The organism is Promicromonospora sp. AC04, from assembly GCF_003058225.1.
In the GTDB taxonomy this organism is placed as follows: Bacteria; Actinomycetota; Actinomycetes; order Actinomycetales; family Cellulomonadaceae; genus Promicromonospora.
This window is the reverse complement of the sequence record NZ_QBUG01000003.1, coordinates 290,801-304,210: the sequence shown is the minus strand read 5'-3', so window position 1 is coordinate 304,210 and position 13,410 is coordinate 290,801. Positions and strand designations below refer to the sequence as shown.

The window sequence follows — 13,410 nt, the reverse complement described above, 5'->3', positions numbered from 1 at the left end:
CCAGGAGTCTTCCCATGTCCCTCATGATGGTCGTCACCGCCCTCGGCTGGGTCGGCGCAATCGCCGGCCTCGTGGCCTACGCCATGGTCAGCCGTGGGCGCTGGAGCGCAGATTCCCTCGCGTTCCAGTGCACGAATGTGCTGGCGGCCGGGACGATGCTGACCGTGGCCGCGGCGAACGGCGTCTGGCCGTCCGCCGCTTCCAACATCGCCGCTATCGCGATCGGTGCGAACGCGCTGTTCACCGTCTTCCGCGCCAAGCGGCGGGCAGCGGAGAGCGCCCCGGCGCTGACGGTTGTCGAGGGCACCACGCGGGACCACAGGGAGCCCGCCGCGCGGCCCGCCGTCGGCCACCGCGCGTACGCCGAGGCCGCCTGACGCTCCGCGAGGCCGCGAGATGACCATGCGCCTGCTGCCGGGAACCGACCCAGGTTCGGCATCAGACGCATGGTCATTTGGCGCCAGAAGTGGTGCGCTAGGTAGATGACCCCGCGCATCCGACAGGTGGTGCTCGACACCACGAGCGCCCGCGACCTCGCCGAGTTCTACCGCGAGCTCTTCGGGCTCTCGTACCGCCCCGGCGACGAGCCCCCGCCGCTCGGCGAACCCGACCCGAACGACTGGCTCGTCCTGCGGAACGACGACGGTGTGCCCCTCGCGTTCCAGCAGATCGACGAGCTGCCGAGGTCGACCTGGCCGGAACCCGACATCCCGCAGCAGCTGCACCTCGACACCACGGTGCCCGACTTCGCCGCGCTCACCGAGGCGCGCGACCACGCCCTGGCGCTCGGCGCGACGCTGCTCTTCGACCGGTCGGGCGACCCGGAGGAACCGCTCTACGTCCTCGCGGACCCGATGGGCCACCCGTTCTGCATCTTCGTCGGGTGACTTCAGGATCGGTCGCCTCTACTCCGGTGTTGCATTCCCCGCGAGAGGTTAGGAAGGACGTCGCCGGCCCTCAGCCGCGGCGTCCTTCGCCGTTCGGCGACCGACGTCCACGACCAGCGCCCGGTGGTCCGAGACGCCCGTGTCCACCGCTCGACCCGCAACGGAGCCGAGCCGGCTGCCCGGGACCGGCCCGTCGCCGTCGGGCAGCCCACCCCCGGAACCCTCGTCCAGGAGGATGTGGTCGATCTGGAACCGCGGGTCGTGCCGGGGGAACGTGTCGCCCGTCGCGAGGGGGCGCCAGCCGGTGCGGTCGGCCGGAACGGATCCGCGCAGGTTGAAGTCGCCCAGCAGGACGAGGGGCCGCGGCAGCCCGACGAGCCGACGTCGGAGGTGGTCGACCTGGCGCTCCGCGTGCCGCTCTCCGGGCTCACCCCGGCGGTACCCGACGGCGCGTCGCGCAACCCCGCCCGCCCAGGTGACGGAGTGGAACCGGTACACGCTGAGGTGCGTGCACACGACGGTGAGCGGCCCCGACGGCGCGTCGATCTGCGCAGCGAGCGCCACGCGTGGCTCGTCGGTGCCGAGCTGGACCCGCCCCCACACCCATGGCGTCGCGGGCGGCAGGAGGACGGTGTGCCAGCTCAGGACGGGAAACCTGGACAGCAGGGCGATGCCGTAGCCGGGGGCGTCGGGGCGCTCGGCGCGGCGGGCGCGACGTCGGACGCCGGGGTAGCGGAACGGGCCGGCGAGCGCCGGCCGGAACCGGTGGTCGACGGCGCCCATCGCCTCAGCGCAGAGCCGCGCCTGGTCCGCTCCCCCGGACCGCGCCTGCCCCTGGTCGACCTCTTGCAGCCCGACGACGTCTGCGTCGAGCGCGGCGACGGCGTCGGCCAGCCGGCCGTTGTCGACGCGACCGTCGGGGCCGAGGCCGTGCTGGACGTTGAACGTGGCGATGCGCACGTCCTGATCTTGGGCCCGCCGGGTCGCGAACGCTAGCCCGGCCCGCGGCCGCCGTGGACGCACGCGGCTGCGTCAACCGTGCAACCTTTGACCCACTCCCCCCGTAGTGGGTGGCATGACGCATGAGAACGGGGCGACCGTGAGCAACCTCTGGAGGGGCAGGCCGTCGGACAGCGGGACGCGCGAGGTGCACGTCGACGTGCCGCGTACCCGCGACGCGGAGTTCACCGCGTTCGTCTGGGACTCGGGCCCGTACCTCCACCGGACCGCGTACCTGTTGTGCGGGGATCCTCATCGGGCGGAGGAGCTGGTCCAGTCGACGTTCGAGCGGGTCTACCGCACCTGGGCCAAGGTCAAGCCGGACACGCAGCGGGCCTACGCGCGCCGGATCCTGGTCAACCTACGGATCGACAGCTGGCGGCACGGACATCGCGAGTCGTTCCCGGGGGACGAGAAGATCCCCGTCGCGACGACGTCGGACCATGCCGGGCAGGTCGTCCTGCGGGACGAGCTGATCCGCGGACTGGCACAGCTGTCGACAACTCAGCGCCGGGTGGTGGTGCTGCGGCACCTGCTGGACCTGCCCGAGGCGGAGGTCGCCCGCGAGCTCGGGCTCGCGGTGGGCACCGTGAAGGCGGCGAACTCGCGCGGGCTCGCCCGGCTCCGGGACCTGCTCCGCGCCGGCACGGAGGCCATCGAGCCCGTGGCGTTCGACGAGCAGGCCGTGCTGGACCGGAGCCGGGCGGCGCTGCGGCGGCGTCGGGTGGCGCAGGTCGTGGGGGCCGCGTGCCTTGTGCTCCTGATTGCGCTCGGGGTGGTGACGCGCGGCCCGGTGCCGCTGCCCGGCGTCGGCCCGGTCGTGCTGCCGGGCGGGCAGCTGGTCGCGCCCCTGTTCGACGCTGGTCGCGTCGAGAGCGTCCGTCCCGACCCGACGCCGGCCGGCAACACCCCGGTCGCGTGCCCCGAGCAGGTGCCCGACCCGACGCCGGCTCTGCTGCGCCAGCCCGGCGAGGACCTCGACCTGCTTGACGACGCACTGGTGGTCGACGCCGCCGACGCACGGCCGCTGACCTGCTACGACGTGGACCTTGAGGAGGTCACGCGCGGGTCGTTCGACGAGACGGGACTGCCCGTCACCGAAGACGGCGGGCCGATGCCCGAACCCGGCGGGCTGTCGAGCACGGGCGAGGTCTGGCTGGCCGACAACGCACAGCTCTACGACAACAGCGACTCGACCCAGGACGCCTTCATCCGGACGAGCCTCTCCGAGGACGGGGAGCCGACGGTGTCGGTGCCCGTGTCGGAGTACCAGGGTGTGACGATGTTCCCGGTTGGGCTCGCGGTTGCCGGGGACCGCGTGGCCTGGGGTGAGTACGCTGCCGCGGAGACTTCGCCGAGGATCACCCTGCTGCGCACCGTCGAGGTCGGGGGCGAGCCCCAGACCATCGCGGAGCTGGACGACGACCTGCGTGACGTCGTCCTCAGCCAGGAGCACGCGGTGTGGACGGCCGGGCCGTTCGACGACCGGCACCTCTTCGCCAAGCCCGTCTCGGGCACCGGGTCCGTCCTGGAGTTCGACGGGCGTATCACCGCGCTCGGCGGCGACGCGTCCACCGCGGTCGCTGCGGTCGTCGAACCGGGCCCGGGCGGCTCGACCTCCACGTCGGTCCGGCTGTTCGACAACCTCGCGGGCGGCGACACCGATGGCGTCACCGTCGCGCAGGTCGACGACGAGGACTGGGCATCGCTCCAGATCACGAACGTCGCCGTCACGGCCGACGTCGTCGCGTGGGTGGCGATCGGCCCGAACGCCGACGACCTGGCGACCCTGTACGTCTTCGACCGGCGCGGGAACGCCGACAGCATCGTGCATCTGACCGACAGGGTGGTCGAGGATCTCCGCGCGTCGGGAGGCCTGATCACGTGGAACAGCACCGACACCGCGGGTGACCCGGCCGTCTCGTCCTACCTGTACCGCGCCACGCCGTCGGCCTCCGGGTACGACGGCCCGGACCTCGCCCGGTTCCCGGGCGAGTCGGTGACCGCTGGCCTGGCGGGCAACCGCACCGCCTGGCTCGAGAACCAGGGCCAGCGGCAGTGGCTCGTCGAGGGCACTGTCGCCCCCACTCTGGAACGCGACTGATCCCCACCCATCAGCACGGGACATGCGGTGTGCCAGCGCACAAGTTAGCGTGAATGAAAGTCGAGGAAAGGCCACCACGTCGTTTCGAGACCTCAGACGACGCTGGAGGGCGACATGAGCCAGGACCAAACTTTCCCACCGCAGCAGCAGAACCCGCCGGGGACCACCGACCAGATGGTCCCGACGCCGGACCACGGCGAGGCCAGCTACGTCGGCAGCGAAAAGCTCGTCGGGTACAAGGCCCTGGTGACCGGCGGCGACTCCGGCATCGGGCGGGCGGTCGCCATCGCGTTCGCCCGGGAGGGCGCCGACGTCGCCCTGTCCTACCTGCCCGAGGAGGAGCACGACGCGAGGGCGACTGCGGAGTGGGTGCATGCGGCGGGACGCCAGTGCGCCCTTCTCCCGGGGGACCTGCGGGACGAGCCGACCGCGCGCGGCGTCGCGCACCGGGCGGCCGGCGAGCTGGGCGGCCTCGACGTGCTGGTGAACAACGCGGGCTACCAGATGGCGCGGCGCGGGTCGTTGGCCGACGTGACGACCGCCGAGCTGGACCGAGTGCTCAAGACCAACCTGTACGCCCTGTTCTGGGTGACGCAGTCGGCGCTCGGGCACATGGGTGAGGGCGGGTCGATCATCAACAACTCGTCGATCCAGGCGTACCAGCCGTCGACCGCCCTGCTCGACTATGCGGCCACGAAGGCCGCGATCAACAACATCACGGTGAACCTCGCCGCCGAGCTGGGGCCCCGTGGGATCCGCGTGAACGCCGTGGCGCCCGGTCCGATATGGACGCCGTTGCAGCCGGCCACCCAGCCCGCGGAGAAGATCACGTCGTTCGGCGCGGACACGCCCCTGGGCCGTGCCGGCCAGCCCGCCGAGGTCGCCCCGGCGTTCGTGTTCCTGGCGTCACAGATCACGGCGTCGTACGTGTCCGGGACGGTGCTCGGCGTGACTGGCGGACGCCCGGTGTTCTGAACCGTGTCGGGGCTTCAGCCGTTCTCGGCGGCCGCCGGTTCCAGGACCTCCACCGTCCCGTGCTCGCCGTCCACCCGCACCCGATCGCCCGTGCGCAGCCGCATCGTCGCGTTGCCGCAGCCCACCACCGCCGGGATACCCAGCTCGCGCGCGACGATCGCGGCGTGCGAGAGGGGCGCGCCGACGTCGGTCACGACGGCGGCCGCGCGCGGGAAGAGCGGCGTCCAGCCCACGTTGGTGACCTGGGTGACCAGGATCTCGCCGGGCAGCAGCGCGTCGGCGTCGTCCATCGAGAGCACCACCCGGGCGACGCCCTCGACCACGCCAGCCGCACCGGGGAAGCCCTTGACCTGGTCGGACGCCGCGGTCTCCTGGCCGTGCTCGTCGAAGACGTCCGACCGCCGAGCCGGGTCGGCGGCCCACGTGACGGGGTCGAACCGGCCGCGGATCACCGCCGGGTAGGCGGGCAGGCTCCGGTACTGCTCGTACGTGGCCCGGCGCACCCGGACCACACCGCGCAACGCCTCGCCGTCGCGCCGTCCTGTCGAGGGGTCGAGCACCTCGAGCAGCTCGTCGATGTTCAGGTAGAAGACGTCGTCGCCCAGGCCGGTGAGCTCGCCGGCCCGCACCGCGAAGGTACGCAGCGCCCAGAACGTGCGGATCACCTCGGACCGCGCGCGCTCCCTGTCGCGAGCATTCCTGGCCCACCGGTCGAGCTGCTTGCGGACGGCCGCGGCCTTGCGCGGGGACACACGCTCCAGCCGCTCCCAGGCCGCGGCCCGGGCGTGCTCCTGCCGGTCGAGCAGGGCGTCGACGGAGGTCTCGGCCGCCGCCGCGATCTGCCGGTCGAGCCAGGCGGGGTCCTCGGCCGGGCGAGGCACCGAGACCTCGAACTCATCCGTGCACCGGTGCCCGTACCGGGAGACGTACGTGTCCTTGTCGATCTCCCCGAGGGCCACCTTGCGCAGGCCGACCATCGTCTCCATGCTGGCCAGGCCTTGGGCGCCGGAGGACAGGCCGGACGTCAGGGTCTCCGTGTCCGCGTCGCCGAGCAGCGGGCGCAGGTCCCGGCGGAGCGTCAGCAGGGTGGTGCCGTCCTGCCTGCTCGCGCCCCGCAGCGCCCTCGACGACTCGACCAGGTACGGGCCGAGCTCCGCACGCCAGAACGCCGCCAGGGCAGTGGGCCGGCCGACGTCGGCCGCCCGTCGCCGCAGGTTGATGCCGTCCTGCTCGGCCGTGCGCAGGAATCCCGGGACTGCCCGGACGTCCTTGACCAGTGTCGTGAGGTTGCGCCCGACCACCGGGAGGAGCCTCCTGATCAGCTCCCAGCGGCCCATGAGCACCACCGGGATCTCCATCTGGCCGGGAAGCCGCCCGAAGACCTCACGGTGTGCGGCGTCTACGGTCTTCTGGATGCCCAGCGCGCGGGCGACGGTCTCGGTCGCGCTGAGGTTCATGTAGAACCGGCCGCCGATGTTGCCGTGCCCCGGGAAGCCGAGGCCCGTGTCGGACATCGCGTTCTCCATGAAGATCTGCACCAGCGACCAGGTCAGCGGCGTCATCACGCTCGGGAGCGCCTCGCCGAGGTTCGCGTTCGTCCACAGGTAGTCGCCGAGCAGGCTGTCGTTCCACACCTCGGTGACCGCGCCCTGGCCGGCCGTCCCGGTGATGGGCCGCGCCTGGAGGATGAACGGCGAGCCGTCGTGCACAGCCCACTCCACGTCCATCGCGACCCCGTACAGCTCCTCGATGCGGGTGCCGAGCGCGGCGAGCCGCGCGGCCTGCTCGACGGTGAGCGACGGCGCGTCCCGCAGCTCGGCCGGGACGGGCTCGTTCCGGGTCCCGTCCTCGGTCCGCACGGTGCGCACCTCCTTGGTGCTCAGCGTGACCTCCACGGCGCCGCCGACGCGGGCCACCGTAAAGGTGTCGGGCGTGACCTGCCCGCCGACGACGGCCTCCCCGAGCCCCCAGGCGGCGTTGATCAGCACGCGATCGCGGGACCCGGTCATCGGGTCGACGGTGAACAGGATGCCGGCCGCGTCGGCGTCGACCAGGTGCTGCACCACCACCGCGAGCGTCACGTCGGCGGCGGGGATGCCGTGCCGTGCCCGGTAGCCGATCGCTCGCGCCGTCCACAGGGAGGCCCAGCAGTCGCGGACCGCGCGCAGCAGCGCGTCCTCGCCGCGGACGTCGAGGAACGAGTCCTGCTGGCCGGCGAACGACATGCCGGGTAGGTCCTCGGCGGTGGCAGAGGACCGGACGGCGACGGCGGGGTCGCTCGCACCGACCACGGCGCGGAGGCTCGAGTACCCGGCCCGGACGGCGTCGGCCACCGCCACCGGGATCTCCAGGGACGCGAACACCTCGGCGATCCGGGCTGCCGCGACCTCGTGGGTCTCCGGCCGGTCGGGGTCGACGTCGCGCGCCGCAGCGACGACGGCCTGCTGCGGCGCGCCGGACACCGCCGCGCGGTAGGCGTCGGTGGTGACGTGGAAGCCGCCGGGAACCGGCAGCCCGGCCGCGGCCAGGCGCGCGAGGGACGAGCCCTTTCCGCCGGTGATCTCCAGCCGGACCGCCGCGGGGTCCGCGAGCGCCAGTACGAGTTGCTTCGTGACATCGGTGTTCACGATGGTTCCCCGTGCCCCGCCTGACGCTGCGCGGTCCCCCGCCGCCGGGTTGTCGCTACGGCACTCATGCCCACCGCCTCCGATCCACCACGTTGTGGAAATGTGACCAGACTGGTTGATCTGGTCGACTTTCGAGGCTATGTGGGGGCCGGGCGTGGGGTCAACTTGCCCTCTGACCTGTGGATTCAGATTCCCCTTCCTGCGCCGTGGAACCTTTCTCACGGTCCGCCGCGTGGTGGGGAGCATGACGAGGGAGAGCACACGACCATGTCCGCCGAGGTGAGCGACGATCCGCTGGTCCGGGTCGACATCACGCGCACCAAGGACCAGGAGTTCACGGCGTTCGTACGCGACGCCGGTCCGTACCTCTACAAGACAGCTCTCTTCTTGTCCGGCGATCCGCACCGGGCCGAGGAACTGGTCCAGGCGACCTTCGAACGCTCCTACCGGTCCTGGCACAAGGCTCGCGACGGTGAGCCGCGCGCCTACGCCCGGCGCATCCTGCTCAACCTACGCATCGACGGCTGGCGCCGGTCTCGCGGCGAGGTCGTGTCCGACGTCGTCCCAGTCGGGTCGATCGCAGGGCCTGACGATGGCGTCGCCGTGCGCGACGAAGTGATGCGCGCGTTGTCCCTCCTCCCCGTGTCGCAACGGCGAGTGGTTGTGCTGCGTCACCTGCTCGATCTCACCGAGGAGCAGACCGCCCGCGAGCTCGGAATCGCCCTCGGCACCGTCAAGTCCGCCAACGCGCGCGGAATCGCCCGCCTGCGCGAGATCTTCGAGGAGGGTGCGCGATGAGCATCGACGACACGGACGTCCTGGCACGCCTTCGAGCGGGTGCCGATACGGTCGCCGAGCGTGTCTTCGACCCGGACCTGGTGCTGGCCGGGAGCCGACGCGCGCTGCGGCGTCGGCGGTCCTGGCAAGTGGCAGGCGCCTGCACGACGGCGGCCGCGGTCACCTTCTCGCTGGCCCTCGCGGGGCCGGTGCCTGTGCCGGGACTCGGCGATGTGACGCTGCCGGGAAGCGAACAGGTACGGGAGCTGTTCGGCCTGGTGGACGCGGACGCGTCTGAGTGCGCGCCGCCAGAGCCGGCGGTGCGGCGGACGCCCGTTGAACCGACGACGAGCCTGCGGCCCGGAATAACGTTCGAGCTGACTGACGCGCGCCCGATGTCGGACTGCTTCGACGTCCGGCGCGACGCCGCACTGCCGGGCGAAGGGCTTTCTCCGGAGACGCTCACCGACGACGGCACGTTCTGGAGAGCGCCGACGGAAGGCGCTACGGGGAGCGACAGCCACGTCCTCCGTCGGGTCGACCCGTTCGATGGCGGTGCGGGCGACCCGATCGCGGCTCCGCTCGTGACGCCAATGACGTCCTCGGACGAGGAGGAATACAGGATCGGCAGTATCACCCCCTCCGGACGCCAGGCCGCATGGTTCGAGATCGTGACGGACAGCGCCGACCAGACTCCACGCCGGATCGTCCTGTCCGCGGGCGGCACACGAAGCGACTCCATGACCGACCAGGACGGCAACTCTCGTTCCATCACTGAGATCGAGGGCGAGCACAGCAGCGTCCTGGCCGTGACCGCCCAACGCGTGGCATGGCGCCAGGAAGGCGCTCCGGCAGGTTCGACGGGCGTGGGGTCGACAGTCGAACCCGAGACCATGCCCGCCTGGGCGGCTTCAATCAACTCGGGAAGACCCGAGAATCTGGCGGTGCGCGCCACCGCGATCGGGGCGGACGACGACGAGATCGTGGTGGCCGTGCTCGGCGAGCAGTCCGGAGACACCCTGACCACGGCGTTCACCTCGTTCGGGGATGACGGCAGCGAGACGACGGTCCTCACGCTGGAACATCCGCGCACGACCTATGTTCAGCTCGTCGACATCACCGACGACGTGCTCACGTTTGTGCTGGCGGGCGGCGACCTCGTCGTCGTGCCGCGGACGGACGGCTTGGCCGACCCCGAGGGGACGCGGACGATCACCGTGGATCTGGGAGACAGCGGCGTGGACAGCCTCTTCTCTGCGGACGACACCGTCGCCTGGGTTTCCGGACCAGTCGCCTATCTGGTGCGCGACACCGCGCCGAGCCGTGCTGCCGGCCCGGACCTGGTGCGGATCGGCCAGAGTGGTCCGCGAGAACGGCCGATGGTCGGCCTGGCCGGCGACCGGATCGCCTGGAGCACGACCGATGGGTCCGATGTGACGGTGAACGTCGGCACCCTGCTGGAAACCGGCGATCTGGGCACCGGCGAGCCCGCGGAGAGGGAGGCGCGGGCGCGCGCAGTGCCTGCAGCGCCGATCGTGACGGTCCCGGAAGACGCTGTGTTCCGCACCTATGACTGACGTTCGACGTCCGTGGGCGGCCGCTCAGAGAGGTCCGCTTCCACCAAGCAGTTCGGCATGCTCTATCGCGCGAATGCATGCCGAACCGCTTGGTGGAAGCGGACCTTTCGAGGCGGCGGCTACCTGACGGTGATGGTCACGGCCGAGTGCGACGGAGCCTGCAGGTCCGTTCCCGGGTACTTCGCGATCCAGCGGCCCGAGATGCTCGTGCCGACCCTCGTGGTGTAGTAACCGTCGGATCCCGTCCGGACCGTCTTCTTGTAGACCGGGCCGCGTGAGCCGGCCGGGTCGAAGTACAACTTCACCGGCGTGTTCGGCGACAGCCGGTTCGCGACCTTGATGTCGCTGATCAGCTTCACCTTCCGCACTGCGCCGCGGAGCGTGATCGTCTTCGGCCCGGTGAACGACGTCGACGACGCCGAAACGCTTGTGCTGCTGGCGCGCTTCACCGTCATCGTGGTGATGGTCCGGTCAGTCACCGAGACGCCGTCGATGCAGCCGCCACGATCTCCGGACGGAGGCGCCGTGCAGATGGCAATCATCTGGTCGATCATCCCGACGTCGTAGATGCCGGCCGGCATCAGCGGACTGATCCGTACCAGTGCATGGTCCGACTGGGCCTCCGCCTCGGACTCGTTGTCGGGCTGCACAGCCGACGGCCAGTCGAGCAAAGGATCGCGAGTGACGCCGTTCGGGTACTTCCCCTCACCGCGCCGACTGTCGATCCACATACGGCTCGAGCTCCGTGCCCAACCAAAGCCGACGACGCCCGCATCGAACCGTACGATCACGGGGTCGACGCCAACGACGACGTCGGTCGCGACCAGCCGCACACCGCCCGCATAGCCCTTGGTCCAGGCAACCGCCGAACCGGAGTGGGCGGTCCGATCGGTCACGCGCGTCTCCTGCACGGTGTCCCACCATCCAGAATTCTCGAACCTGTCGGACGCGGGGACCGTTGCCAGCCAGGTGCCGTCCGACGGTGCGGTCAGCGTCGTCTGAAAGACGCCGCGGGAGTCGACCGTTGCCGTGCCACGGTAGACGCGCGGGGCAGTCCCCTTCGGATCGAACCAGATCTGGACCTGTTCACCTGCCAACGGCTTCGACCCGATGGCCCATCCGCGCCACGCGATGCCCGAGACCACGGCCTTCTCTCCCGCCGGTATGTTCTGCGGAGTCGCCCGGAAGTCATCCAGCCTGGGTCTGATGCGCTCGTAGAACTCGACCACGTCTGTGCCCGCGAGGCGCACGTCCACCGGCCCGGTCTCGGTCTGTACGACAACGGTCGCGTCGAACGACAGCAGGTATCTACCGAGCTCCAGGTTCTCCGGAAGATCGAAGTCAGTGGCCGACCACCCGGTGGAGCTCGGCTGGAACGAGGTCTCGCGCGAGTAGACCAGGTCACCCGAGGGTCCCTTCACCGAAACCATCGCGGTGGTCAATTCGATTGCTGTCCCATTGTGATCCATGCGGACATACAGGCCCTGGGTCTCATCAGTGGCAACAACGTCGGCAGTGACAAGCACATCACCGCTCGCCCCCGTGAGCGTCGCCCAGCCTGCGTTTGCCGGCACCGCGCCGGCCACCAGACCACTTGCCGTGAGAAGAAGTGCAGTCAGGACACCGACTGCTCTCCGCGTCGTCGCCCGCATGAAACGCCTCTCCACTAACCCGGCCAGTGCTACCCCGGGATCCTCCCAGCCTGCTCGCCTCCGAATGCCCGATTTACAGCCCCTGCCTGGGTGATTTCTCCACTCCAGTCACAGCTGGCGAGCCACCAGAGAGAAAGGTCCGCTTCCACCAAGCAGTTCGGCATGCTCGATCGCGCGAATGCATGCCTAATCGCTTGGTGGAAGCGGACCTTCCGAGCCGAGCCCGACCTCGACGAACGAGACGGGCTAGTTCACCGTGATCGTCACCGCCGCCGACGAGGACGCCTGCAGAGAGGTGCCGGGGTACTTCGCGATCCACCGACCCGAGGCGCTGGTCAGGACCGGTGTCGTGTAGGTCCCGTCAGATCCCGTGGTGACCGTCTTCTTGTAGACCGGCTCCGCCGAGCCAGCGGGATCGAAGGAGAGCTCCACCGGCGTGTTCGGCGCGGGCCGGTCCGCTACGCCGCCCGTGCTGAGCAGCTGCACCTTGCTCACCGTGCCGCTCAGGGTGATGGTCTTCGGCCCGGTGAACGACGTGTCCGACGCCGCGACGCTCGTGCTGCTCGCGCGCTTCACCACCACGGTCGTCACCGTGGGGTCTTCGACCAGGACGTCGTGCGTGCAGTTGCTGGTGCCGCCGTTGAGCCCGTCCCAGTCCGGGGCGGAACAGGACTTCATTGCGTCCCGGATGCCGATGTCGTAGATGCCCGCCGGGAGCGTCGGGTTGAAGGTGAACGTCGCATGGCTCGTGCCGAGTCCGGAGTGCACCAGCTCCCGCTGCACCCGGTACCCGTCCGGGAAGGCGCCCTCACCGCGACGGCTCTCGGCACTGAGCCAGCCGGACGTCCCGCCCACTGTGAAGCCGAGGCTGCCGACGTCGACGCGACGCTGCACGGGAGCGAGACCCAGCACGACGTCGTGGGTCATCAGGTGGTCGCCCGCGCTGAAGCCGTCCTGGGTGGCGCGGACCGTAGCCTGCCGCAGGGTGGTCTCACGCTCTCGCTCCGCGGACGTCAGGGTCCAGACTGCACGTGCACCGGTGTCGGTCATCGGCATCTCTGCCCGCCATTTTCCGGACGCGCCGGGCCTCTGCCGGGTGGTGAAGAAGCCGCGCGCGTCCGTCGTGAGGGTCGCCTTGAGAGTCTCCGACGCGTCGCCCGACGGGTCGAAGTACAGCTTCACCTCCTGCCCCGTGGCCGGCGCATAGTCGCCAGTTCCCAGGCTTCTGATGTTCGCGGCCCCGGAGACCGAGATCGTCGATCCCGCGGGCACGCTCGCCGCCGACGTCCAGATCAAGGGGATGTTCCGCTTGGCCCGGAACGGCACGTAGACCGGATCGGTGGTGCGGACCGGCACCTTGACCACACCGTCATCCGTGGTCACGTCGATCTCGGCGGCCACGCTGACCTCGTAGATGCCGGGTGCGGCGTCGGTGGGCAGTGGAACGGTCGAGGTCCACGTATTGGCCGTCCCCGATGCGACGAACTCCTCACCGACGAGTGTCCGGTCCTCCGGGTCGACCATGGTGATCTCCCCGGACCGGATGGCCGCGGAGTTCCCGTTGTGCGTGATGCTGAGGGTCCCGGTGATGGATCCGACGACGTCACCTCCCGGCGGCAGCGAGATCCGCGCGCTGACGACGACGTCGTCGACCCGCTCGGTCATGGTCTCCCCAGCGGTGACACCGGGCGGCGGAGCGACGCCCGGTTCCGCCGCGACGCTCGGCGTCGCGGCGACGCCCGTCACCATCAATGCTGCCCCGAGCGCCATGCTCAGTGGTACACGCATCCTCGAACTCATTACGGCACGCCC

At 70.6% G+C, this 13,410-nt stretch carries 10 protein-coding genes; 6 read left to right on the top strand and 4 right to left on the bottom strand.

Going from position 1 to position 13,410, the window contains the following annotated elements:
• The first annotated feature begins 14 nt into the window (after nt 1-14).
• Both C8K30_RS10465 and C8K30_RS10460 read left to right on the top strand, forming a co-directional pair.
• Nucleotides 15-377, top strand: coding sequence for a hypothetical protein (locus C8K30_RS10465; protein WP_199230432.1), 363 nt, complete (start codon nt 15-17; stop codon nt 375-377).
• 105 nt (nt 378-482) lie between these two features.
• Entirely contained in the window at nt 483-887 is a 405-nt protein-coding gene (locus C8K30_RS10460; RefSeq protein ID WP_108492837.1) for a VOC family protein, read from the top strand.
• A gap of 48 nt (nt 888-935) precedes the next feature.
• Here C8K30_RS10460 and C8K30_RS10455 read toward each other — a convergent pair whose 3' ends face one another.
• Nucleotides 936-1,847: an endonuclease/exonuclease/phosphatase family protein gene (locus C8K30_RS10455; protein WP_108492836.1), complete on the bottom strand. Its 912-nt coding sequence runs from the start codon at nt 1,845-1,847 to the stop codon at nt 936-938.
• A 115-nt stretch (nt 1,848-1,962) separates the two neighbouring features.
• On the opposite strand from C8K30_RS10455, the gene C8K30_RS30940 reads away from it, so the two are divergent.
• Both C8K30_RS30940 and C8K30_RS10440 read left to right on the top strand, forming a co-directional pair.
• Entirely contained in the window at nt 1,963-3,990 is a 2,028-nt protein-coding gene (locus C8K30_RS30940; protein ID WP_199230431.1) for a SigE family RNA polymerase sigma factor, read from the top strand.
• 114 nt (nt 3,991-4,104) lie between these two features.
• Nucleotides 4,105-4,965: an SDR family oxidoreductase gene (locus C8K30_RS10440; protein WP_108492835.1), complete on the top strand. Its 861-nt coding sequence runs from the start codon at nt 4,105-4,107 to the stop codon at nt 4,963-4,965.
• Between the two features lie 14 nt (nt 4,966-4,979).
• On the opposite strand, the gene C8K30_RS10435 is transcribed toward C8K30_RS10440, so the two are convergent.
• Nucleotides 4,980-7,592 (bottom strand): PEP/pyruvate-binding domain-containing protein, encoded by a 2,613-nt coding sequence (locus tag C8K30_RS10435; RefSeq protein WP_108492834.1) that lies wholly within the window; start codon nt 7,590-7,592, stop codon nt 4,980-4,982.
• Between the two features lie 267 nt (nt 7,593-7,859).
• On the opposite strand from C8K30_RS10435, the gene C8K30_RS10430 reads away from it, so the two are divergent.
• Together C8K30_RS10430 and C8K30_RS10425 are read left to right on the top strand one after the other, a co-directional pair.
• The gene (locus tag C8K30_RS10430; protein WP_108492833.1) at nt 7,860-8,390 is read left to right on the top strand and encodes a SigE family RNA polymerase sigma factor; all 531 of its coding nucleotides are present in this window, start codon (nt 7,860-7,862) and stop codon (nt 8,388-8,390) included.
• Nucleotides 8,387-9,946 carry a hypothetical protein gene (locus C8K30_RS10425; protein ID WP_108492832.1) on the top strand — a complete coding sequence of 520 codons (1,560 nt, stop codon included), beginning with the start codon at nt 8,387-8,389 and terminating at the stop codon, nt 9,944-9,946. The genes C8K30_RS10430 and C8K30_RS10425 overlap by 4 nt, the downstream gene beginning before the upstream one ends.
• A 119-nt stretch (nt 9,947-10,065) precedes the next feature.
• On the opposite strand, the gene C8K30_RS10420 is transcribed toward C8K30_RS10425, so the two are convergent.
• Nucleotides 10,066-11,598 carry a hypothetical protein gene (locus tag C8K30_RS10420; RefSeq protein WP_146197414.1) on the bottom strand — a complete coding sequence of 511 codons (1,533 nt, stop codon included), beginning with the start codon at nt 11,596-11,598 and terminating at the stop codon, nt 10,066-10,068.
• A gap of 246 nt (nt 11,599-11,844) precedes the next feature.
• Complete coding sequence (locus C8K30_RS10415; protein ID WP_146197413.1) at nt 11,845-13,386, bottom strand: hypothetical protein; 1,542 nt, start codon at nt 13,384-13,386, stop codon at nt 11,845-11,847.
• Between the last annotated feature and the right edge of the window lie 24 nt (nt 13,387-13,410).

What these genes read in the sequence shown, in the direction of transcription:
- C8K30_RS10465 (WP_199230432.1), top strand. Translation starts at nt 15, where the DNA reads ATGTCCCTCATGATGGTCGTCACCGCCCTCGGCTGGGTCGGCGCAATC.
- C8K30_RS10460 (WP_108492837.1), top strand. Translation starts at nt 483, where the DNA reads ATGACCCCGCGCATCCGACAGGTGGTGCTCGACACCACGAGCGCCCGC.
- C8K30_RS30940 (WP_199230431.1), top strand. Translation starts at nt 1,963, where the DNA reads ATGACGCATGAGAACGGGGCGACCGTGAGCAACCTCTGGAGGGGCAGG.
- C8K30_RS10440 (WP_108492835.1), top strand. Translation starts at nt 4,105, where the DNA reads ATGAGCCAGGACCAAACTTTCCCACCGCAGCAGCAGAACCCGCCGGGG.
- C8K30_RS10430 (WP_108492833.1), top strand. Translation starts at nt 7,860, where the DNA reads ATGTCCGCCGAGGTGAGCGACGATCCGCTGGTCCGGGTCGACATCACG.
- C8K30_RS10425 (WP_108492832.1), top strand. Translation starts at nt 8,387, where the DNA reads ATGAGCATCGACGACACGGACGTCCTGGCACGCCTTCGAGCGGGTGCC.
- C8K30_RS10420 (WP_146197414.1), bottom strand. Translation starts at nt 11,598, where the DNA reads ATGCGGGCGACGACGCGGAGAGCAGTCGGTGTCCTGACTGCACTTCTT.
- C8K30_RS10415 (WP_146197413.1), bottom strand. Translation starts at nt 13,386, where the DNA reads ATGCGTGTACCACTGAGCATGGCGCTCGGGGCAGCATTGATGGTGACG.